We start from the raw sequence: 21672 nt of genomic DNA on the forward strand, positions 1-21672 counted from the left end.
ATCCTCTCACCACAAAACAAAAGGCGGTTCGACTTTCTGCCGAACCGCCCAACGAAACACTGTTACTTTACGCCGAAGCCTGAAGCACCTCTTCCCGTACTGCCTCATCGTCGGCCTCTTCCTGCACCGTCTTCGGCAACGCGATCGCCAGTACTTCTTCGATCCGTGTCGTGTAGTGGATCTTCACGTTATCGATCTGGTCCGGCGTCAGATCTTCCTCCACCTGGGTCTTGCATTCCAGCGGAAGAATCACGTCCCGCACTCCCGCGCGTTTGGCCGCAAGGAACTTCTCCTTGATGCCTCCCACCGGCAGCACGTTGCCGCTCAGCGTGATCTCACCAGTCATCGCCGTCAGTGGATGCACCGGAGTGTTCGTCAACAGACTCACCAGTGCTGTCGCCATCGTGACGCCTGCCGAAGGTCCATCTTTCGGAATCGCTCCCGCAGGAACATGGATATGAATATCCGTGTCCTTCGTGAAATCTTCCTCCAGACCGAACTTGCCGGCATTCGAGCGCACCCAGGTCAACGCGGCCTGCATGCTCTCTTTCATTACATCGCCGATCTGACCCGTAATGGTGAAGCCGCCTTTGCCCTTCATCTTGTTCGCTTCGATAAAGAGCACGTCGCCTCCCGCCGGGGTCCATGCCAATCCAACCGCAACACCTGCACGTTTCGTCCGCTCGGCAATCTCCGTATCCACGCGCACCTTGATTCCGCCAAGGAATTCATGGATCACCTCAGGAGTAATCGTGATCTTCTCCGTTGCTCCTTCTGCAATCTTGCGAGCTACCTTGCGAACCACCGTGCCGATCTGCTGTTCCAGTCTGCGCACACCCGCCTCACGCGTATAGTGCCGTGCAACCAGCGCCACACTCGCCGTCGGGAACTCGATCATCGCTTCATCCACGCCATTCTCTTTAATCTGCCGTGGAACCAGATACCGCTCGGCGATATTGACCTTCTCCTCCTCCGTGTATCCGGTCAGCTCGATGATCTCCATGCGGTCCAGCAACGGTCCCGGAATCGTGTCCAGCTGGTTCGCTGTGCAGATAAACAGAACCTTGCTCAGGTCGAACGGCTGATCGAGGTAGTTGTCCCGGAACGTGTTGTTCTGCTCAGGATCCAGTGTCTCGAGCAACGCGCTCGCCGGATCTCCCCGGAAGTCGCGCCCCAGCTTGTCGATCTCATCCAGCATGAAGACCGGGTCGTTCACCTCCACCCTCTTCAGGTGTTGAATGATCTGTCCTGGCAACGCGCCGATATACGTGCGACGGTGACCGCGAATCTCCGCCTCGTCGTGCATGCCGCCCAGCGAGATACGCGAGAATTTCCGCCCCAGCGCTTTCGCAATCGACCGCCCCAGCGAAGTTTTACCCACGCCTGGAGGTCCGACAAAGCACAGAATCGGTCCCTTCATGTCCGGCTTCAGACGGCGAACCGAGAGGTAGTCCAGAATGCGGTCCTTTACCTTTTTCAGGCCATAGTGGTCCGTGTCCAGAATCTCTTTCGCCTTCTTGATGTCGACCTCGCCTGCCGAGCTCTTCGACCACGGCAGTACTGCCAGCCACTCCACGTAGTTCCGTGTCAGGCTGTAGTCGGCAGCCATCGCGTTCATGCGGCTCAACCGGCCAAGCTCCTTCAGAGCGTCCTTCTTCACTTCATCCGGCATCCCGGCTGCTTCAATCTTCTCCTTCAGCTCCTGAATGTCCTTCTGGGTCTCGTCGATATCGCCCAGTTCCTTCTGGATCGCCTTCAGCTGCTCGCGCAGATAATAGTCCCGCTGCGATTGCTGCACCGAGTCCTGCACCTCGTTCTGGATCTTGTTCCTTAGCTGCTGGACCTCGATCTCCTTCGCCAAGTGCTTATTGATTCGCTCCAGCCGCTTTACGACATCCGGCGTCTCCAACAACTCCTGCTTATCCGTCGTCGTCAAAAATGGCAGTGACGAAGCAATAAAGTCGGTCAGCCGTCCAGGCTCTTCGATATTGATCGCAATCGTCTGCAGATCGTCCGAAAGCGTCGGCGATGAGGTCACAATCTGCTGGAACTGGCTCACAACGTTCCGCTGCAACGCCTCCAGCTCCGGCCCCTGTTCCGGCTCTGTCTCCGGAATGACCTCAAACTCCGCTGTCATAAACGGAGTCGTCTGAGTGAATTCACCCAGATGCACACGCTCATTGCCTTCCGTAAACACGAAAAGGCTCTGGTTCGGCATCTTCACGACCTTGTGTACGGTCGCCTGCGTCCCAACCGCATAGAGATCGGCAGCCTGGGGCGTATCCTGCCTTGCATCCCGCTGGGCCACCACAAGGATCGATTTGTCCTCACCCAACGACTGGATCAGTTGGATCGAGCTCTCGCGTCCTACCGTCAATGGCAGAACTGCGTGCGGAAAGAGAACTGTGTCGCGCACAGGAAGCACCGGAACCGGTCGCTTACCATTTGCTCCCTCGCCCCCCTCAGAATTCTTAGCTGTCGGTTTGATTACACTTACAAAGTCGTTTGCCATTGAGTGTCCTTCTATCAAATTATCAGATATTCGATGCAGCAACTGTTGCATAAGTCGCAAACATCGAAATCAACTCGGAAAACCGGCCAGCTTAGCTGGCAACCAGCAAACTATACCTTTCTTCTTTTATGACGCCATCTCTATTCCCCACGTCATCGGCCCAAAACCCTATTTCTTAAACCAGTCTTGGAGAGCGCCACTCCTACACCCTTCCTGATGTGTCATTTCGAGCGCAGCGCACAGCGCGGAGTCGAGAAATCCCCGCATTTGTCTCTCACTGTATTCCCAAACAAAGCTGTTTTGACCACATCCCAAATGGGTGCCCCCCATATCTAGCGGCTTTATCGCCAGATGCGGGCTCATTCGAGCGCAGCTTGAACCCTGTCAAGCCCATTTTCCACCTAACTAAATGAATACAAACAAGATATACATTGCAGATCCCCCTCTCTTGACCCGTTACAATAGAAACAGGTTGAAAAAGCAGAAGCCCCGGAACGTTCCGGGGCTTCTGCTTTCAAAGTCCAAACCTAAGTAATGTATTTTGAATACTTTGTGCAAAATGGGGAGGGGGAGGGCTAGTTGAACATCTCCTTCACCTTGCCGAAGATTCCCCGTGAGGTCGGAGTATTTTCCACCTCCATCGTCTCCGCAAGTTGCCGCAACAGCTCCTTCTGCTGCTTGCTTAGCTTGCCCGGAGTCTGAACCCGGATCTCGACGATCAAGTCTCCCTTACCCCGTTCATTCAGGTGAGGAACACCCTTGCCCCGCAGTTTGAATTCACGACCACTCTGCGTTCCCTCCGGAACCTTGATCGTCTCGACACCTTCCAGCGTCTGGATCTCAATCTCGGTCCCAAGCGCTGCCTGCGGAAAAGAGATCGGCATAACGCAGTGCAGGTCATCGCCGTCACGCTCAAAGAACTTGTGCGATTTCACGTTCAGCACCACATACAGGTCGCCGGCCGGTCCGCCAAACTTCCCGGACTCACCCTCGCCCTGGTAACGGATGCGCGTGTCCTGCTCAACGCCTGCTGGAACCTTGACCAGAATGGTGTGTTCCGTCTGGATTCTGGTTTCTCCACGGCAGGTCGTGCACGGATCGACGATCAGCGTTCCCGTCCCTCCGCACGTGGAGCAAGTCCTCGCGACCGAGAAGAATCCTTGCTGATAGCGCTGCTGTCCACGTCCTCCACAGGCCGAGCACGTCACTGGCTCTTTGCCCCGAGCAGCACCAGTGCCGTGGCAGTCGGTGCAGGTCTCGCTGCGCCGAATCTTGATCTCGCGTTCAACACCAAAGACGGCTTCTTCGAACTCGATCGTCAGGTCGTAGCGCAGATCGCGGCCACGCTGGGCACGGGAAGCTCTTCCACCGCGCGACGAGCCGCCCATGTTGAACATCTCGCCGAACAGGTCGCCGAAGATGTCCCCCAGGTCCTGCGCTCCGCCAAAGCCGCCGCCAAACGGGCTGCTGCCGAAGCCGCTCGAACTGCCATTGAAGGCCGCATGACCGTAACGGTCATAGGCTGCACGTTTCTCAGGATCGCTCAACACCTGGTAGGCTTCGCTGCACTCCTTGAACTTCTCCTCTGCAGTCGCATCACCCGGATTGCGGTCCGGGTGATACTGCATGGCCAACTTCCGATACGCAGTCTTCAACTCCTGATCGGAGGCATCTCGAGAAACACTCAGCACTTCATAGAAATCAACTTTGGTCACGTTTGCCGTCGCACTCATCCTTCAACTAACCCTCAAATGCCTCTTTTGGCGGTTACTCGCTCACGACCGCATGATTCGAAGCAATCTTCACCAAAGCGGGACGGAGCAGTTTCTCGCGGATCTTGTATCCGCGACGAATCTCCTCCAATACCTGATGATCGGGGAATTCTTTGGTTTCAACGCTCCCCAACGCTTCATGAACCCGGGGGTCGAACTGCGTCCCTACGCTCTCCACCGGAACCACACTCAGGCCGCGAAGAGCGTCTTCCATCTGCTTTAGAATCAGCTCCACACCAGCGCGAAGCTGGTCGACAGACCCCTCGGACTTCAGGGCTAGCTGGAAGTTATCCATCACGCCCAAAAAGGGCTCCACAGTGCTCGAAACCGTATAGTCACGCGCGTCCTGCCGCTCCTTGGCCTCGCGCTTACGAAAATTATCGAACTCGGCTTGAAGCCGAGCCAGGCGATCCAGTAGTTGGTCCTTTTCGCCCTTCAACTGTTCCAGCTCCTCGGATACGGCTGGAACGGCAACCTGCGGCTCCCCTGGAGAGCTGACAGTTTCGCCCTCCTGTACAGCCTGCACAGTCGTCTCGTCCTGCATGGAATGGTGTCTCCTCATAGATCGTTTTCCTTTTCTATTATCGCCGATCATGCGCTTCTACACGAAGCGCGCAGTCTCAGCCCTCAAAGGCCGTTCGAGGCAGCTTTTTCGATTGGATGCAACGAAATTCGATCGAAAACACGCGAGAGATAACTCACTGCGTTCATCGTGTTCTCGTAATCCATTCTCGTGGTTCCGATGACGCCGATCGTTCCACGACTCTCTCCGGCCATCCGGGCCGGAGCGGCGATCAGCACCAGCCCTGCCATCTGTGGAGCCTGTTCTTCCAGATCGAAGACCACGCGCACACTCTCCTGGTGTGCATCGATGTAGGCGTTCAGTAAGTCCACCAGACGCTGTTTGGCCTCCAGCGCGGCCAGCATTTCACGCAGGCGATCTCCATCGATATTGGAGGCAACAAGATTGGCTACGCCCTCCACATAAACGGAAGAAGCCGAGGTATCGCTGGCGGGGACTGCCTTCATCCAAAGCTGCTGCACTGAATTCAGCAGTTTTTGATATTCGCTTCGTTCGCGTTCCACCAGACGCGCCAGCTCCGAGCGAACCTGCTCGACCTCCCAACCACGGAAGTTCTCATTCAGAAAATTGCTCGCGGTCGTCAGTTCGACCGAAGTCAGGTCGCGGTCCAGCGCCAGAACACGATCGCGAACCAACCCCGATTTGGTTACGACGACTGCCAGAATGCTCGCCGGTGCCAGTCTTGAAAAATGAACATGCTCCAGCAGATCGCCTTCCCTGGCCGAGGCGATCGCCACACCGACACCACTTGAAAGCGTCGCTAACACGTGAGAGGTCCGCTCCAGAACGGCCTGTGTCCCGGCCACTCCCACAAAGTTCGAATCGATCTGCTGACGTGAACGCGCAGTTAGAAGATTTGCGTCGCTCCTGGGGTGGGAGCCGCCGCTTAGCCGTTCCACATACATTCGAAACGCCTGTGCCGTGGGAACTCGCCCCGCAGAGGTGTGTGGCTGCTCCAGAAACCCGCCTTCTGCAAGCTCGGCCATCTCGTTCCGGATCGTCGCCGGACTCATTCCTGCAGCCTCGCGATTCTGCAGCCTCGCAATCGTGCTGGAGCCAACCGGCTCCCCCGTCTCAATATAGTTCTCGATGATGGCAGTCAGAATGGCCTGTTGCCGTGCCGTCATGTGCCATCCCTCTGTCATCTCAAGCCCCTCCGCTCGAAACCAGTCTAACCGTTGCGTCAAGCCATCCAGCCTTTGGAAATGCGAAGACTTGACTCTCCCAGGATTAGACGATCCTGTCGGAGTTCTGCTGTCCTGAAGCCGAAACCTGGTCTAGTCCTCTGCTTCTTCTGCGGTCGTTTCCTCTTGCAAATCGCGTGGCTTCAGTTTCCCGCCTTGTTCCATCAGGACTTGAACCTTGCCTTCTGCGGCCTCCAGTTCCTTCTTGCAACTTGCGGAGAGCTTGACCCCTTCTTCGAACAGCTTTACGGACTCTTCCAACGAGAGATCGCCCTGCTCAAGCCGCTCGACTACCTTCTCCAGCTCCGTCAGATTGCGTTCAAAGTCGGCCATCTATTCCCCGCTTTCCACCAATCCCAGGACCTGGGCCGCAGCCATGTATTTTCCGAAAGGAGCGCTAACCTGAACGCCCTGGACCATCGGCCTTGCCTCGGCTAGCATCTCCTGAGCAATTTTCACACCCTCTGCCCGTGCCGCCTCGGGAGAACCCGCATTCGCCATACGCGCCATAATCTCGTCCGGCATGCTGACGCGCAGATCGTTCTTCATAAACTCTGCGTTTCTCAGACTTGTCAAAGGCCAGATGCCTGCAATTACAGGGATACGGAAGCTTTCGATCCGTCGCAGAAACTCTTCGAGCACGCGCAGATCAAAGACCGGCTGCGTGATGGCAAACTCCGCTCCTGCTTCTACCTTGTAGGCAAAGCGGCGGACCTCCTGCTCGAGATCAGGCACACCTGGATTTGCTGCAACCGAGATCGTAAACCCAGTGGACTCTCCGATGGAGTTCTTGCCGATATCCAACCCGCAGTTCAGATTACGCACAATGTTGACCAAGCCGATTGCATCCACGTCGAAGACCGCGGTCGCATCCGGGTAGTTCCCCAGTTTAGGCGGGTCACCGGTCAAGCAGAGGATATTCTTCAGTCCGATGGAGGACGCCCCCAGTAGATCGCTTTGAATGCTCAGCACGTTGCGATCGCGGCAAGTGTAGTGCAGGATCGTCTCGATCCCAACATGCTGCTGAATCTGAACGCACAGGCTCTGCGCGCTCATGCGCGCGCTGGCCCGGGGAGAGTCCGGGACATTGATGGCATTCACCCCCAACTTGTGGAGCTGCTCGGCGCCATGAATCTCCTTGGAGCAATCAATCCCTTTGGGCGGAACAATTTCCACCATAGAGACGAACTCGCCTCGCGCCACCATCGAGCCAATCTTTGACCGATGTTCCAGGGGCGGCGGCGCAACTTTGGGTGCGGCCGGCGTCTCTGGGCCGCGCTCCATTACCTGAGCTCCAGTCTCCATCGCGTCGAGTGCGCGCAATGCGCTCCTCATGGCACGAGTGTAGCTTGGCGTGGTTCCGCAACAGCCACCAATCAGCGTTACACCAGCCTTGATCAGCTTTCGCGTGAAGCTCGCCATGTACTCCGGCGAGGTGAGATAGATCGTCCTTCCTTCCACTGCGCGAGGGATTCCTGCATTCGGCATCGCCGCCAATGGCAGGGTCGTCAGAGGACGCATTCTCTCGATCACACTGAGCACAGTGGCTGGACCAGCGCTGCAGTTACAGCCAATCGCATCGGCTCCCGTTGCGGTCAGCCGTCGAGCCGCGGCCTCTGCTGAGGTTCCATCCAGGCAATTGCCATCTTCATCCACAGTCACCATAACGATGACCGGAATCTCCGGAGCAATGGCGCGGGCCGCCGCGACAGCCTGTTCTGCCTCGGTCAACGAGGTCATGGTCTCAATCGACAGCAGATCTGCACCGACACCCGGGCCACCTTCCAGAAGAGCTTCAATCTGCTCTGTGAATGCGGCCCTGGCTTCCTCAAGGCCAATCTTTCCGAGCGGCTCCAGCCGTACGCCGAGCGGGCCGATGGCTCCCGCCACAAAAGCCTCCGTCGCCTGCTTATCGCGAATCTGGTTTACAGCCTCGCGCGACAGCCGCACCCCGGCCAGGTTGATCTCGCGGACCTTGTCCCGAAGACCGAAGTGTTCCAGCCGATATGCATTCGCACCGAAGGTATTGGTCTCAATGACCTCGGCGCCCGCCTGCAGATACTCCGTGTGGATCTCGCGCACGAGATCGGGCTGCGAAAGGTTCAGTTCGTCGTAGCAACGATTAATGAATACGCCGCGGGAGTAGAGCATTGTGCCCATAGCGCCGTCGCACAACACGGGCGATCCTGTAAAAAGTCGTTTTACTCCCGGCTCGCGGCTGCCGCGTTCTACACTCTGGCTCATTTTCCTCTCCGGCTTAGTCTGTTCTATGTTAAGGCACACTGAAGAACGTTCCAAATCCCTGACGCTCCGGGCGTTGACAGGGCGCTGCTTTGTTATACTTTGCGGTAGAGATGTGGCCGCGTCAGCACCACGCTTGCAGCGCAGTTCGGAGTCTTTCACCGTTGAAGAATAGAAGTCCTTTTACCCATTCGTTCTGCGCCCAGATTTTCTGTGGCCTTCTGATCGCCGTCGTTACCCTGGGCCTGAGCTCTTGCGGCGTCCGTTACTACAAGTTTCCGGAGTACACCTACGCCAACCGGCCGGTTCCTCCAAGCAAACTGTCAACGCGCGTCCTCGTCGGCCTGACGCTGAATGGTGCACAGGGATCTCTGCAAATCCTCGACGCGCAGCGCGATATCCGCCACAGCATTTTCGATCCGAACTCGACCTACAGCATCTCGGGGTATTCCGGCGGCTATCCGAATATGATCTTCAACTTCCCGGAGCAGGTGCTTGGATATGTTTACTCCAACTCCGATGGAAGCCTGGCCCCGGTTGATTATGGAAAAGAAGCGGTCAGCGGAACCCCCGTCAAATTGCCGTCCAAATCTGACTCCATTGCCATCCCGATCAACTTCAAACACGTCTATGCGGCCAGCTCGTCCCTCGGAATCCTCACCGTCGTTGATAACACCAACGGACAGACCTATTATTTGAACCTGCCGAATGTGTATCGCGTAGCCGTCAACCAGGGCGACTCCGTTGTGCTCGCCATGGTACGGAACTCAAACACCCTCTATCGACTGTTGAAGCTCAATCAAAATCAGCCTGCGGTGCCTGGAGCTACCGATTGCCAGCCACTGGCTGTTCCGGTCTGGTGCGTCGTCCCAGTTCCGGATAGTGCTACCAAACCCAGTCTGGATCGCCCCGTGGGAGCCTATTTCTCGCTGGATGGCACGACAGCCTATGTTCTCAACTGTGGCCAGGAGTGCGGCGGCAATACATCGAGCCTCACGATGATGCCCCAGGGTTCCCTGCGCGTCGATAACTATCCGACTTCGACGCCCTATCCTTCGCCAGTCACCGGGAGCGTCGCCGTTCCAGGAGGAGCAACTGTTGTTCTTGCCAACGGAACCACACTATATATCGCAGGACAACAACTTCAACCTGACGGTCTCTTCGCAGGCGTTCTTTCCACAATGGACTTGAGCTCGAATACCATCACCGGCACGTATTCGATCTCTGACGGCTATCACACCAAGATGCTTTTCGGGGATAACAACACGCTTTGGATTGGCTCCCAGGGTTGCGCTACCGGAGAGCGTGCCAAGCTCCAGCAAAACTACAACTGCCTAACACGCTACGACATTAGTGCCAAATCAGCCAGCGTCGTTCCAAACGTCAACCCTGCGGATCCTAACTCCAAAGTTCCCTATCCGAATGCCAATGAGAACCAGTACTACTACGGCGATCTCACGGGCCTCTGCTGGGTGCAAGGAAAGAATAAGATGTACACCGCGTACGGCGGCCAGATTCATGCCTTCAATACGGCCGACGGATCGGAGATCGATAACTCGCAGATCACCGTTCAGGGAACCGCTCTCGACGTAGCCTTTATGGACGCTCAGACGAACGACGCGAACTAGGGACTTGTCCCTTTTATGGTCGACATTCTTGCCATTGCCGCTCACCGGGATGATGTAGAGCAGACCTGTGGCGGCACGCTTCTTGCCATGCATGCGCAAGGATGGAAGACCGGCATTCTCGATCTGACGCAGGGCGAAGCGGGAACTCGTGGAACAGCGGAAGAGCGTCGGGCAGAAGCAGAGGCAGCAGCTCGTATCCTGAATGTCGCGCATCGTGAGGCGCTCGATCTTTCAGATGGCAATGTCGAGAACACCCAGCCGAACCGCATCAAGATCGCCGAAGTCATTCGGCGCCTTAAACCGCGAGTCGTGATTCTGCCTTACTGGCAAGGCCGCCACCCGGACCACTACACCACAGCTACCCTGGGTTATGAGGCATGCTTTCAGAGCGGCCTCAGCAAACTCCAGATTCCCGGAAGCACAGACGATCCGCATCGGCCCTATAAAATTCTCTATGCCTCGCTCTACGCCGATGTGCGTCCATCGTTCGTGGTCGACATCACTCTTTTTGCCGAACAGAGGTTCCAATCGCTGCTCGCCTATCGCTCCCAGTACTCCAACCAATCCGCTGGCGAAAAGCTCTTCGTCCCGGAAGAAGACATCCGCGAGCGGACCTTTGCAACGGCACGCCACTATGGGCTTCTCGCGGGAGTTCGTTATGCCGAGCCCTTCGTCCAAAAAGAGGTCGGCCTGGTGAACGACCTAATGACGCTTCCCGTTCAGTCCATCTGAAGAACTGACTAGCTGATCCTCGAGACTCGTAACCGACTTTCGTCCCATTGTCGCGGCTCTCCACCAGTAATCTCCTCAGATCTGGCCAGGACCACCCTATTCCTTCCCTCACGTTTTGCCTGGTACAAGGCAGCATCGCTATCGTCCGCCAGCCTCTGCCAATCCAACCCTGAAATCACCGAAGAGGACACTCCCAGGCTCGCGCCTGTCTGCACGTTCACGCCGCGGTAACGGATAACGAGGCCGTCAATCTCCTCCCGCAATCTCTCAGCCACCAGGACGGCCTCTTCCTGGCATGTATCAGGTAGCAGCACGCAAAACTCATCCCCACCAATTCGCGCGATCGAATCGTTGGCCCGCACGGTCTCCTGCAACACACCAGAGACTGCCTGCAGGACAACGTCTCCGCAGCTGTGCCCCTGGGCATCGTTGATGGTCTTCAATCCATCGAGATCCATCGTGATTAGAGACAGACAATGCTCCGCTCGGCGACAGCGCTGAATTTCGCGCAGGGCCATTCGCTTCAACGCCCATCGATTCAACAATCCCGTCAGATCGTCAACCTGTGCCCTCCACAAAAGCTCCAGCCGCAACTTGGTAGTGGAAAGAGAAAGAAATCCGAACGCGGTGACGACTGTCGTCACCAAGCACGCCATCAGCATCAGGGCAGCCATTGCTGCCGCACTGCGATGATCCCCGTCCGATGCCGCTTTCAGAAACAGAATCAGGCCATAGATCGCCAGGGCAAGGGCCGTAAACCATCCCACCGGGGCCGTCTCTTTCCCGGAAAAGCGGAAGACCAGCACGGCCACAAGCAGATAAAGAAGTCCCTCGACGACATGCAGCGCGGCAATTGGTACAGACGATCGCGATGGAAAAAGCGAAAAGTAGACGAGAGCTACGGTGATGGCAGCAACAAGACCGCACTGCACTCGGAGTAGGATCGCCTTGCGCTCCAGCAGCTCTGCAAAACTCTGGTGCAGCATCAGGACGCCGGTCATGACCAGCACTCCGGCAATCGGTTGGGGATAACGGACTCTTCCCAGGTTGGGCAAGTTGGCGCCGATGATCAGCATGGCGGCCCCACGGCTAAGATTAGAGCCTGCAAACCATACCGCTCCGCGAATTCCGCCCGCAGACCGGGAACTGATCAACATAAGGCCAGCGCTTAAAGCAAAGATCAGAGCATTCGCGAGAATCAGTGTCGTATCCATCGCGCCCGTCCCATCGAAGACTTAGCCCGAATTCCTGACCCGCTCTGCGTGTTTGAAAGGGCAACCGATCTTCTCGTACTGCCAGATGCAGAAGCATAAACTTGAAACGCGACAACTGTATCTTTCTTTTTAAAATATTTTTGTTCGAACTTTTTTAATATTTTTTTGTTGTAAGGTTCGATAGACGCTGTCGGATGAACTCTACAATCTCATCACTCATGTAATCGGGAAGTGACATCGGCAGTACTGGAGTTCTTTCCAGCAGTCGAAGTGAGATTCCTTTCCACTCTGGCTGTTTCAACACGCCCTCTAGAACAAGAACGGCATCCGCCCGGTCCAGATAAAGCCGCGCCGAATCCTTGAAGTCCGTAACCGTGGGAGCAAGGACACTAAGGTAAAGATCGGGACGAAGAAAACGAAGAATACTGTTCGATTCGAAGATGACATTCTCCGCCCGTTCGATCTCTTTCCTGATGCGAGGCATTGCCTCGACCAGGTCTCCCACTCTCGTTCTCACCCATAACGACCGGATGGCTCCTGCGGCTAGATACCGCGACGAGTCTGTTCCGCTCCCGGCATCTCTTTCTTCCGTAATCGCAACCGTATGTTCGGCAGTTTCGCAATCGCACGGTTCGCCATTAGCGGAACACAGGCCATGCCCAAACTGGGTCACCTTAAACGCGGTCCATCGCATCTCGGGCAGAGCCTGGATAATGCCCGCAACAACGCTCGTTTTACCGATATTTCGGGAGTGTCCACCCACCACCACAATGGCCATTTCTTCCTCCCTACGACCGCTCTCCACCACCGCGTTTTAGCCGCGCCAGGTCGCGCAGATACTCCTTCAAAGGACGCGCTGGCCTTCCCCAGAAGACCTCTCCTTTGCCATGCATCTTCTTCCCGCTCAGCACACCGGCGCCGCCACCAAGGATCACCCCTTCACCGACCGTCGCATGTTCACCGATGCCCACCTGACCGCCCAGAATCGCTCCGTCTTCCACCACACTCGATCCTGAGATTCCCGTCTGTGCCGCAATCACGACATTTCTTCCAATTACGCAGTTATGACCGATATGGACCAGATTGTCGATCTTCGTTCCGTAGCCGATCCGCGTCTCGCCCAGCGCGCCGCGATCGATCGTGGTGTTTGCCCCAATCTCTACCGTATCTTCAATTACGAGTCGCCCCTGCTGCGGGAATAACACGTACTCTCCTGTCTCCGGGCTGCGCGCATATCCAAATCCTGCGCCACCCAGTACCGCCCCCGCTTGCACCGTCACCTCATCCCCGATTACCACCCCCGGATAGATCGTCACCCGCGCATCGATCCTGCATCCTTGACCAATCCTCACCCCATCGCCCAGAACAACTCCGGGGCCAATCGATGTCTCCTGCCCAATTGCTACATCCTGTCCCACGATGGCTGTAGGATGAACCCCGGCCCCAATCCTCTTCGCTAACCTGCTCGCCACCACAGAGAAGCTATAGCGAGCATCCTCGACCCAGACGATACGTCCGTCTTCCACTTCAGCGTCTGGACTCTTCAGTTTCGTATTGGCCAGGATCAACCCGGCCTTTGAAGCGAGCGCAAACTTAAGCGCCTCCTGGTCAACCGCAAAGACAACCGCATCTCTTCCTGCATCCTCTACTCCCGACACGCGGAGAATCTCAGCATCGGTAGCAGGAAGATCGCTCTCCAAACATCCCACCCACGCCGCAACTTCGACTGCCTTTGCCATCTCAGTAGATCCCCTCTTCGCCCGCAGGCCGTGTCTTCCAGCGGCGATGCATCCACAGCCACTGCTCAGGATACCGCCGCACGTAGGACTCGATCACTGCAGTAAATGCCGCCGTGTTGGCGTCCGCGTCCGCTTCGGCATCGCCCGTGCACACAACCGGGACCTCTTCACCGAAATGCAGCACGTACCGTTGTTCTGTCTTCTCCCACAATAGAAATCCTGGAACCACTGCTGCTCCCGTTTTTGCAGCAACACGAGCCATCCCACTCGCCGTGCACGCAGGAACACCAAAGAACGGCACAAAGACTCCCTGGGGAGGAGTCATATTCGTATCCATCAGAATCCCTACCGTCTCGCCCGCGCGCATCGATGCGATCAAGCCCCGCGCAAAATCGTCCTTATGGATCACGCGGTTCCCGTGCCGACATCGGATGCGATTCACAAACTGATCAACCAACGGATTGTCGAGCCGACGGATGACCATCCCCATGGGATATCCCATCAGCGAGTGATAGAAGCTGGAGAGCTCCCACGCGCCCAGGTGGCCGGTCAGGACCAGAACGCCCTTCCCTTTCTCTCGTGCGCGAAGATAGTTCTCTAACCCTGCGTAGCGAATAAATTTACTCGCCTGTTCTGCTGTATAGCTCGGCATCAGGCAGAACTCCGCCAAAAGATAACCCAGATTGCGATAAACCTCTTTCAGCACAGCCTCACGATGGTTTCCATCCATCGCTGGGAATGCAAGTTCCAGATTTCGTATTCCCACGCGTCGGAGCCGTGAGAGTCCATGAAACGCCAACTCTCCTATCGCTCCTCCGACAGATCGAGCAAGCCCCCTTGGGAGCACTCCCAACAGGCCGACCATGGCCCGTACGGCAACGTACTCCGCTCTTTCCCTGGCAGTCACCCCGCCCGGAGCCGGCTCTCTTTCCATCGTGTCGTTCAAGCCTTCAGTCTAAACGTAGCTCTCGCTTTTTAGGGTGGCAAGGAAAAGGCGGCCCGAAGGCCGCCTTCTTTGGTTCAACAAAACGTTGTTACTTGTTTTCCTGTCTCGCTTCGACGAAATACTTCGCAACAGTGCGCACAAAAGGACGGGCCTCTTCAGGAGTCACCTGATTTCCCTTGAGGATTGTCTCGAATGGAATTGCGTTACCATACATCACCCGCGTGTCGTCCTGATTCTGAGACAACACTGTTCCATCCAGATCAATACCGGCAAACAGCCCCTTGCTGCGTGAATAGGTCAACAGCTCCGCGTTCATCTTCCAGTCCGTCCCAGCCTGAGCATTCCGCCCTACCGGTCCAGCCGAAGCCGCGGCATCCGCACCGATCTTGAATTTGTTCTTCAGCATGTCTTGCAGGCCCTGCTGATTCATCGCAACAATGATCAGGTCCGTAGCCTGCCCGCCGATCTGAAATCCAAAGCTTCCTCCTGCCAGTTGGACAAACACCGGAGCGCTCCATCCGCGTGATGTACGGCAGGTCGCAACTCCCTGACCGTACTGCGCACCCACGACAAAAGCCGCTTTCTTAAAGCTGGGAATCACCGCCAGGCAGGTCGCTCCCGACAGAATACTCGAAGGAATCCCTTTATCCGGAGTCGCCATAATCTGCGTAACCACACCCTGCGCATCCTGCAAACGCTCCACCAACTTCGCCTTATCGGAGGCTGCGGACGCCATCGTAGAACTCAGTCCCAATGCCGCTCCACACGCAACCACAGACAAGCGTTTCATCCATCCTTCCATTCTCGTCAACCTTCTTTCCTTCTTGTTGATTTGCAATACGTTGTGATGGTCCAACGCCTGAACAACGTTGTCCTGGAATTTAAATTATCTATCCCCACAACTAAAAAATGGGGGTTGTAGACAAGTGCCTGGATTTACCAGGCACGCTCTCTACAACCCCTCTCCCAGGTCTGTGTTGCTTAGAAAGAGATTGCCTGATGGCCTGGGTATCTACAAGGGTACGGAGGTCTATAGACCTCCGCGTAAACCACGTGGCTGGAACGGTTACTTTGAAACCAGGTTACGATTCACCGCCTGTACGCTAAGCGCAATACGGTTATCGACTCCCATTTTTCTCATTAATCTTCCAACATGAGCCTTTACCGTAGCCGCATCGATCCCAAGAGCATCTGCGATCTCCCGGTTCGGTCTTCCCGCAACCAGAAGCTGCAGCACCTGCGTCTCCCTCTCGGTAAACTTCGGGATCGGAGGGGAGCCCTGTCTCTCTGACGAAGAAGCCTCCAGTAAGCGCGCCAGGACCTTCCGCGGAGCCCATACCGATCCGTCCCGTACAATCTCAATCGCGAGCTGTATCTCGTTCTCGCGAGCCATATGGGTCAGGTACCCCTTCGCTCCCGCGCCAATCACCTTCTGGATGTGGTCGTGGTCCTCTCGAAGTCCGATCACCACAAGGCGCAGGTGCGGACGCGATCTGCGGAAGCCCTCCAACAACTCGAATAAATGATCCGTGCAGGCGGCATCGATCATGATCATCGAAACGCCTGATGCATCCAGCGCTCCGGGATCGGCAACCGAGATCACCTCCGCTCCGCTCCCCTCGGAGATGATCGTCTGTAACCCCAATACTCGCAGCGGATCGGTCGCAATCAGGCCAATCCGATACGGCTCCTCTTTCATCGTTTCTGTCATGGCCTCAAACGGCTTCAGGAAATCGAGTCTAGGGTGCAGGACTTTCAGTCACCCGTCGCGATATGCATCGCAGTGGCCCTGGTACAGCTATAGCTTTGGAAGAACAATCCCTTGCTGCTTCTGATACTTGCCCTTGCGGTCTGCATAGCTCACCTCGCAGAACTCATCGGACTGGAAGAACAGAATCTGACACAGCCCTTCGTTGGCATACACCCGCGCAGGAAGAGGCGTTGTGTTCGAAATCTCGAGTGTCACATATCCCTCCCATTCCGGCTCAAAGGGAGTGACATTCACAATGATGCCGCAGCGCGCATAGGTGGATTTACCCACACAGATCGTCAGGACATCCCGTGGAATCTTAAAGTACTCAATGGACCGCGCCAGAGCAAACGAGTTGGGCGGAACGATGACGCTGTCGGCGACCACTGTCACAAACGACCGCTCATCAAAGGCCTTGGGATCGATGATAGCGCTGTTTACATTCGTAAAAATCTTGAACTCGTCGGAGACGCGCAGGTCATATCCGTACGACGACAAACCGTAAGAGATGACCCCCTCACGAACCTGCTTTTCACTGAACGGCGTGATCATTCCGTTTTCCGTCGCCTGCTGGCGAATCCAACGGTCGCTTTTAATGGCCACTCGGCAATATTTCCCTTCTTTGGAGAGGTCTCAAGAATGTTTGTCTATACAATGTACGCGGCTCGACCCGTTTGCGGCAAAAACAGGCCCCATCCTGCCGCAGGTACCGATTGCGTCATTAGATTCTTCATCTTACGGTAGCAAGTTGACATTGACAACCGCCCCCTGAGTTTCTACTATCACGGTACTAACCAGGTCAGTACTTTAAGGTTTATTTTCTAAACTCTAGAGTCTAAAAGGACGGGCGGCCCAGAATGATAAAACAGGATCTAATACAACGGGTTGTTGAGCGTACCGGTCTGCCACGTACCAAGGCAGAAGCGGCAGTAGACGCTATCTTCGAGAGCATGAAGCAGACGCTGGTCGCTGGCGATCGCATCGAACTTCGTGGCTTTGGCGTGTTCACCGTCAAACCGCGAAAGACGGGCATCGGCCGCAATCCGCGAACCGGCGCCGAGGTCACCATTGCTCCCGGCAAGGCTGTGCGTTTCAAGCCCGGTAAAGAGCTACATCTGCTGAACTAGCTCTGCCTGAGACTCTGGCAATCCTGCGCACCGAAAGAGTCCAGCTTGAAAAGCGCCTCGCATTCGCAACCACGTTTGCGAGCGCGTTTGTGTGTGCCTCAAACTACCTCACATCAAGTGAAGAGCGTCCACATCCACCACCAGGTTCTTCCTGGGGATCTCTCGTGATGCAGTAAAGTCCAGCATCGCACGCAAGGTCGCTCCTAAAGCCTGCCTCTGCTCTCCCTTCATCACAAAGTGATATCGGTAAATCCTTTTTAGCCGCGAGATCGGAGCCGCTGCCGGCCCCAACACCCTCACCTTTTCTAGCTTCGTCTGCTGGAACCACCGTCCCAGCTCCGCCGACCAGCCTGTCGCCTCTTCCTGCCGCTCGCTCTGTACAACCACGTTCGCCAGGACCCCATACGGTGGATAGTGCATCCATCGCCTGTACTGCATCTCCTTGGCGACAAACCCCGGATAATCATGCTCTGCCGCGAATTTCACCGCGTAGTGGTCCGGATGATACGTCTGCACCAGCACCTTACCCGGAAGCTCACCGCGCCCAGCCCTACCCGATACCTGGGTCAGCAGTTGGAACACCCTCTCTGCCGCGCGAAAGTCGGGTAGCCCCAGAGCGAAGTCTGCGCCAACGACTCCCACCAGCGTTACACCATGAATATCGTGCCCCTTGGCAATCATCTGCGTCCCGACCAGCAGGTTGATTTCGCCCGCGTGTAGACGACTTAGTAGCCGCTCCATATCGCTGCGGCCACGAACTGTGTCACGGTCCATCCTTCCGATCCGTGCATGGGGAAAAATCTCCTGTAGACGCTCCTCCCCTTGCTGCGATCCAGCGCCCAGAAAATACAGGTGCTCGCTCTCGCACTTCGGACATTTCTTTGGGACACCGCGCCGGAATCCACAGTAGTGACACTCCAACCGTTGCCCCGGCTGTGCGATGGCGTCGTTTCCACTCACCGGCTTGTGATACGTCATCGAGATCGCGCAGTTCTCGCACTCGATCTTCTCGCCGCAGCTTCGGCACATCACCACAAACGAATAACCGCGCCGGTTCAGCAGAATGATCCCCTGCTCCCCGCGAGCCAGTGTCGCTTCCGTCTCTTCAATTAACCTGCGCGAGAAGATCTGCTCTTGGCCCGTCTCACGGAACTCATTCCGCATGTCCACAAGCTCCACCGCAGGCAGTGGACGATCCGCGACTCGCTGCCGCATCTCCACCCGCGCATACCGACCCTTCTCGGCATTGGCCCAGCTCTCCAGCGAAGGCGTCGCCGATCCCAACACCACCACGGCATCGTTCAACTTCGCTCGCATCACCGCTACATCGCGTCCGTTGTATCGCGGCGTCTCCTCCTGCTTGTAGCTGCCGTCGTGCTCCTCGTCCACAATAATCAGTCCGAGATCTTTCAACGGAGCAAAGACAGCCGACCGCGTGCCTACAACAACACGAGCCTCGCCTCGACGAATCCTGTGCCACTGCTCCGCACGTTCATCCGGCGTCAACTGCGAGTGCAGCAGCGCCACGTCATCTCCGAACGCTGCCACCAGTTGTCCAGTCATTGCCGGAGTCAGTCCAATCTCCGGAACCATCAGCAACGCGCTCTTCCCTGCATCCAACGCTCTCCGCATCGCGGCAAAGTAGACCGCCGTCTTACCCGATCCAGTCACCCCATACAGCAGATGCGGCTTGAAACCTCCCTGCGTCATCGCCGCGGCAATCGCGCTCAGAGCTTCCATTTGAGCTTCGTTCAGAGCATGTTCATGTGCATGCTTCTTGCCATGCGTCGCTACTCCACCAAAATGGAAATCTTCCTGGACCTCCTCCACCCGCACCAATCCGCGCTTCACCAGCGTAGCCAATGTCGTCTCCGGCACGCCTTTGCGTCCAACCGTCTCTTTCAAGTCGCGAACGTGCATTCGTCCGCCTACGGCAGCCAGTTCCGCCATCACCGCAAGCTGATTCTCATTCAACTTCGGCAGCCGCTTCCCTCCGGTGCTTGCAATCCGATCTGGATCGGACAAAGACGTGTCATCTTGAGCGGAGCGCGTCGGCGCGGAGTCGAAGGATCTGCGGTTTTCCTCCACAGCCTCCAGTTCATGCCCTACCAGCACCGCCACCTTCACCAGCCGTCGTGCATCCCGTTCCTCCGCCACAGTCTCGCGCACCAGCCACTTCTTCCGGACCATCCCCTCCAGCAAAGCTTTATTCGCTCCCGTCGCCGAGCGTAGCGCCGACATCTTCGCCGCCTCGCCGCTCTCTAGGTAATTCAGCACCGCATACTCGCGGTTCTGCTCCTCTGGAGACAACTTTGACCGCCGCGAAGCCCCCTTCTCCGCGCCTTCATACAGAATCTTCCGTCCCACATCCGTGATGCTGTAAACAAACTGTCGCTTCACCTCCGCTCCTAGCGGAAGCATCCCCCGCAATACCTCACCCAGCGGAGCCACATAATATTGCGCAATCCACCGCGCCAACTCCATCAACTCATTGGGTAGAAGTCCAACATCATCCAGCACCTGCTGCACCGGCTTAATCTCGAAGTCGTCCGCAGGCGTCTCACCGTAAACGCGCATCACGACGCCCATCAACCTCTGCCCGCTGAACGGGACCAGCACCCGCGCCCCGACGACCGGCACAACTCCGTTCACGGCATAAGTAAACAACCGGTCGAGTGGAACCGGCAGCGCGACATCGACGTAATAAGACACTTCATTCAGAATAATTGGAGACCCATCCGGCGATAAATACTCCCGCACCAAAACAGAAGTGGCCCACTGATTCAGTGGGCCGCTTCTCACTAAAACGCGCTACCAACATTCTCTACGCCGGAGTCTGCGAAGAGATCAGCAGCAGACTTACACTGCCTTCCGTTGTCCTCTTATGCGGAGTCATCCGCGGCACAAACAGATAATCGCCCTTCTTCAGAATCACCGCCACCGCGCCCTCGCTCTCCGGGGCCAGCCACTCGCCCGGCTTCACCTCGTGCGTTCCCTTCGGCGTTCCGCCCAACTCATACTTTGTCTCACCATCCAGCACCTGGAAGACGTGGTCGCGTGTCGCGTGCCACTCAAACTCCTTGGCTGCCTTATCCGTTTCCTCGTTGAGAATCATCAGCGTGCCCGGCGAAGTCAGCAGGTTCTTCGTGCCATGATTTGCCTGCACTGCCTTCAGCTCGCCCGCCATCTCCGCTGCGGTAAACACCTTAATCTTGCTGCCCTCGGCTGCCTGCCCCATCGCGGAGCCTCCAGTCGAAGCACGTAGCATCGTATCGGCAAAAGGAGAGGCGACCGCTGCGGCAATTGGAGCCGTCAGCAGAAAATTGCGGCGAGTCTGTTTATGAGCCATGCTCCAAAGTGAACCATATCTCACACACTTTCGGCCACTCTCATCTATCTTCCGGAGCAAAAGCTCGCGCTCCCAGAAGTGTCATTTCGAGCGAGCCGTAGACGAGGCGAGAAATCCCCGCATTTCATCTCCTCGCCACAAACACCAAAGGCATTATTGCTCCTCCTAACGTCATACGACATGCCTCTCCTGTATCCTTCTCCCACCATGAAGAAGCGATTCCTTCTCCTCGCCCTTCTTCCCACGCTCTCCGGCTGCAACCCGCGCCCTGCGCCCGTGCCTGAGCCAAGGCCCTTCGCCCACTCCTCGCAGGCCGCGGCCCAAACCACCGCGGCCTCGCCGCAGAACTTCGATTACTACCTCCTCAACCTCTCCTGGTCGCCGGAGTACTGCCACAGTCACCCTTCGGACATCCAGTGCGCCCAGCACTCCACCTTCGTCCTTCACGGACTCTGGCCGCAGAACATCGACGGCACCTACCCGCAGAACTGCGGAAATACTCCCGGCCCCGCTGATCCAACCCAATATTCCGATATCTACCCCGACGCCGGTCTCCTCCAGCACGAGTGGAAGACCCACGGCACCTGCTCTGGTCTCGCCCCCGACACCTACTTCGCGACAGCCCGCACAGCATTCCATTCCGTCGCAATTCCACCCACACTTGCGCAGCTCGATCATCAAATCTCGCTGCCGCCGGACCAGATCCTCTCCTTGGTCACTCAGACCAATCCGTCACTCACCCGTCAGAACCTCGCGCTCTCCTGCGGCAACAACTATCTCACCGCAGTCGAGGTCTGCTTGGATAAATCACTCCACCCCATCGCCTGCGGCCCTATCCGCTCCTGCCGTGCTAACACCGTCCGCATCCCTCCACCGCAATAGACCGAGGGATGCG

The 21672-nt window shown here is 56.7% G+C and carries 19 protein-coding genes; 4 read left to right on the forward strand and 15 right to left on the reverse strand.

Annotation, left to right across the window (positions count from 1 at the left end; all coding sequences use genetic code 11):
* Window positions 1-67: 67 nt before the first annotated feature.
* The 6 genes from lon to H7846_RS13885 all read right to left on the reverse strand — a co-directional run bounded on the left by lon (window position 68) and on the right by H7846_RS13885 (window position 8295).
* Window positions 68-2512, reverse strand: coding sequence for an endopeptidase La (gene lon, locus H7846_RS13860; protein WP_186692834.1), 2445 nt, complete (start codon window positions 2510-2512; stop codon window positions 68-70).
* Window positions 2513-3087: 575 nt separating this feature from the next.
* Complete coding sequence (gene dnaJ, locus H7846_RS13865) at window positions 3088-4245, reverse strand: molecular chaperone DnaJ (protein ID WP_186692836.1); 1158 nt, start codon at window positions 4243-4245, stop codon at window positions 3088-3090.
* A gap of 34 nt (window positions 4246-4279) precedes the next feature.
* The gene (locus tag H7846_RS13870; RefSeq protein ID WP_186692838.1) at window positions 4280-4846 is read right to left on the reverse strand and encodes a nucleotide exchange factor GrpE; all 567 of its coding nucleotides are present in this window, start codon (window positions 4844-4846) and stop codon (window positions 4280-4282) included.
* 65 nt (window positions 4847-4911) lie between these two features.
* Window positions 4912-6012: a heat-inducible transcriptional repressor HrcA gene (hrcA, locus tag H7846_RS13875; RefSeq protein WP_186692840.1), complete on the reverse strand. Its 1101-nt coding sequence runs from the start codon at window positions 6010-6012 to the stop codon at window positions 4912-4914.
* Between the two features lie 132 nt (window positions 6013-6144).
* Window positions 6145-6384, reverse strand: a complete 240-nt coding sequence (gene xseB / locus H7846_RS13880; RefSeq protein ID WP_186692842.1) for an exodeoxyribonuclease VII small subunit — start codon at window positions 6382-6384, stop codon at window positions 6145-6147.
* The gene (locus H7846_RS13885; protein ID WP_186692844.1) at window positions 6385-8295 is read right to left on the reverse strand and encodes a bifunctional homocysteine S-methyltransferase/methylenetetrahydrofolate reductase; all 1911 of its coding nucleotides are present in this window, start codon (window positions 8293-8295) and stop codon (window positions 6385-6387) included.
* Between the two features lie 161 nt (window positions 8296-8456).
* Here H7846_RS13885 and H7846_RS13890 point away from each other — a divergent pair, with 161 nt between their 5' ends.
* Together H7846_RS13890 and bshB1 are read left to right on the forward strand one after the other, a co-directional pair.
* Entirely contained in the window at window positions 8457-9920 is a 1464-nt protein-coding gene (locus tag H7846_RS13890) for a hypothetical protein (protein ID WP_186692846.1), read from the forward strand.
* Window positions 9921-9935: 15 nt separating this feature from the next.
* Window positions 9936-10652, forward strand: a complete 717-nt coding sequence (gene bshB1, locus H7846_RS13895) for a bacillithiol biosynthesis deacetylase BshB1 (RefSeq protein WP_186692848.1) — start codon at window positions 9936-9938, stop codon at window positions 10650-10652.
* 8 nt (window positions 10653-10660) lie between these two features.
* Here the strand turns inward: bshB1 and H7846_RS13900 are convergent, their stop codons facing one another.
* The 7 genes from H7846_RS13900 to dcd form a co-directional block, all read right to left on the reverse strand.
* On the reverse strand, window positions 10661-11866 hold the full coding sequence (locus H7846_RS13900; RefSeq protein ID WP_186692850.1) for a GGDEF domain-containing protein: 1206 nt from the start codon (window positions 11864-11866) through the stop codon (window positions 10661-10663).
* Between the two features lie 154 nt (window positions 11867-12020).
* Window positions 12021-12644 carry a hypothetical protein gene (locus H7846_RS13905; protein WP_186692852.1) on the reverse strand — a complete coding sequence of 208 codons (624 nt, stop codon included), beginning with the start codon at window positions 12642-12644 and terminating at the stop codon, window positions 12021-12023.
* A 10-nt stretch (window positions 12645-12654) separates the two neighbouring features.
* Window positions 12655-13605: a UDP-3-O-(3-hydroxymyristoyl)glucosamine N-acyltransferase gene (lpxD, locus tag H7846_RS13910; protein WP_186692854.1), complete on the reverse strand. Its 951-nt coding sequence runs from the start codon at window positions 13603-13605 to the stop codon at window positions 12655-12657.
* A 1-nt stretch (window position 13606) separates the two neighbouring features.
* A complete protein-coding gene (locus H7846_RS13915) occupies window positions 13607-14539 on the reverse strand; it encodes a lysophospholipid acyltransferase family protein (RefSeq protein ID WP_186692856.1) in 933 nt (310 codons plus the stop codon).
* Window positions 14540-14639: 100 nt separating this feature from the next.
* A complete protein-coding gene (locus tag H7846_RS13920; protein WP_186692858.1) occupies window positions 14640-15341 on the reverse strand; it encodes a lipid-binding SYLF domain-containing protein in 702 nt (233 codons plus the stop codon).
* A 276-nt stretch (window positions 15342-15617) separates the two neighbouring features.
* On the reverse strand, window positions 15618-16262 hold the full coding sequence (locus tag H7846_RS13925) for a response regulator transcription factor (RefSeq protein ID WP_186692860.1): 645 nt from the start codon (window positions 16260-16262) through the stop codon (window positions 15618-15620).
* An 87-nt stretch (window positions 16263-16349) separates the two neighbouring features.
* Entirely contained in the window at window positions 16350-16904 is a 555-nt protein-coding gene (dcd, locus tag H7846_RS13930) for a dCTP deaminase (protein WP_186692862.1), read from the reverse strand.
* 254 nt (window positions 16905-17158) lie between these two features.
* Here dcd and H7846_RS13935 point away from each other — a divergent pair, with 254 nt between their 5' ends.
* A complete protein-coding gene (locus tag H7846_RS13935; protein ID WP_022844174.1) occupies window positions 17159-17428 on the forward strand; it encodes an HU family DNA-binding protein in 270 nt (89 codons plus the stop codon).
* Between the two features lie 108 nt (window positions 17429-17536).
* On the opposite strand, the gene priA is transcribed toward H7846_RS13935, so the two are convergent.
* Window positions 17537-20140 (reverse strand): replication restart helicase PriA, encoded by a 2604-nt coding sequence (gene priA / locus H7846_RS13940; RefSeq protein ID WP_186692864.1) that lies wholly within the window; start codon window positions 20138-20140, stop codon window positions 17537-17539.
* 112 nt (window positions 20141-20252) lie between these two features.
* Window positions 20253-20777, reverse strand: a complete 525-nt coding sequence (locus tag H7846_RS13945; protein ID WP_186692866.1) for a cupin domain-containing protein — start codon at window positions 20775-20777, stop codon at window positions 20253-20255.
* 180 nt (window positions 20778-20957) lie between these two features.
* Here H7846_RS13945 and H7846_RS13950 point away from each other — a divergent pair, with 180 nt between their 5' ends.
* Entirely contained in the window at window positions 20958-21659 is a 702-nt protein-coding gene (locus H7846_RS13950; RefSeq protein WP_186692868.1) for a ribonuclease T2 family protein, read from the forward strand.
* Window positions 21660-21672 lie beyond the last annotated feature (13 nt).

This window comes from Edaphobacter sp. 4G125 (assembly GCF_014274685.1).
Lineage (GTDB): Bacteria > Acidobacteriota > Terriglobia > Terriglobales > Acidobacteriaceae > Edaphobacter.

What these genes read in the sequence shown, in the direction of transcription:
- lon (WP_186692834.1), bottom strand. Translation starts at nt 2,512, where the DNA reads ATGGCAAACGACTTTGTAAGTGTAATCAAACCGACAGCTAAGAATTCT.
- dnaJ (WP_186692836.1), bottom strand. Translation starts at nt 4,245, where the DNA reads ATGAGTGCGACGGCAAACGTGACCAAAGTTGATTTCTATGAAGTGCTG.
- H7846_RS13870 (WP_186692838.1), bottom strand. Translation starts at nt 4,846, where the DNA reads ATGAGGAGACACCATTCCATGCAGGACGAGACGACTGTGCAGGCTGTA.
- hrcA (WP_186692840.1), bottom strand. Translation starts at nt 6,012, where the DNA reads ATGACAGAGGGATGGCACATGACGGCACGGCAACAGGCCATTCTGACT.
- xseB (WP_186692842.1), bottom strand. Translation starts at nt 6,384, where the DNA reads ATGGCCGACTTTGAACGCAATCTGACGGAGCTGGAGAAGGTAGTCGAG.
- H7846_RS13885 (WP_186692844.1), bottom strand. Translation starts at nt 8,295, where the DNA reads ATGAGCCAGAGTGTAGAACGCGGCAGCCGCGAGCCGGGAGTAAAACGA.
- bshB1 (WP_186692848.1), top strand. Translation starts at nt 9,936, where the DNA reads ATGGTCGACATTCTTGCCATTGCCGCTCACCGGGATGATGTAGAGCAG.
- H7846_RS13900 (WP_186692850.1), bottom strand. Translation starts at nt 11,866, where the DNA reads ATGGATACGACACTGATTCTCGCGAATGCTCTGATCTTTGCTTTAAGC.
- H7846_RS13905 (WP_186692852.1), bottom strand. Translation starts at nt 12,644, where the DNA reads ATGGCCATTGTGGTGGTGGGTGGACACTCCCGAAATATCGGTAAAACG.
- lpxD (WP_186692854.1), bottom strand. Translation starts at nt 13,605, where the DNA reads ATGGCAAAGGCAGTCGAAGTTGCGGCGTGGGTGGGATGTTTGGAGAGC.
- H7846_RS13915 (WP_186692856.1), bottom strand. Translation starts at nt 14,539, where the DNA reads ATGGAAAGAGAGCCGGCTCCGGGCGGGGTGACTGCCAGGGAAAGAGCG.
- H7846_RS13920 (WP_186692858.1), bottom strand. Translation starts at nt 15,341, where the DNA reads ATGAAACGCTTGTCTGTGGTTGCGTGTGGAGCGGCATTGGGACTGAGT.
- H7846_RS13925 (WP_186692860.1), bottom strand. Translation starts at nt 16,262, where the DNA reads ATGACAGAAACGATGAAAGAGGAGCCGTATCGGATTGGCCTGATTGCG.
- H7846_RS13935 (WP_022844174.1), top strand. Translation starts at nt 17,159, where the DNA reads ATGATAAAACAGGATCTAATACAACGGGTTGTTGAGCGTACCGGTCTG.
- H7846_RS13945 (WP_186692866.1), bottom strand. Translation starts at nt 20,777, where the DNA reads ATGGCTCATAAACAGACTCGCCGCAATTTTCTGCTGACGGCTCCAATT.
- H7846_RS13950 (WP_186692868.1), top strand. Translation starts at nt 20,958, where the DNA reads ATGCCTCTCCTGTATCCTTCTCCCACCATGAAGAAGCGATTCCTTCTC.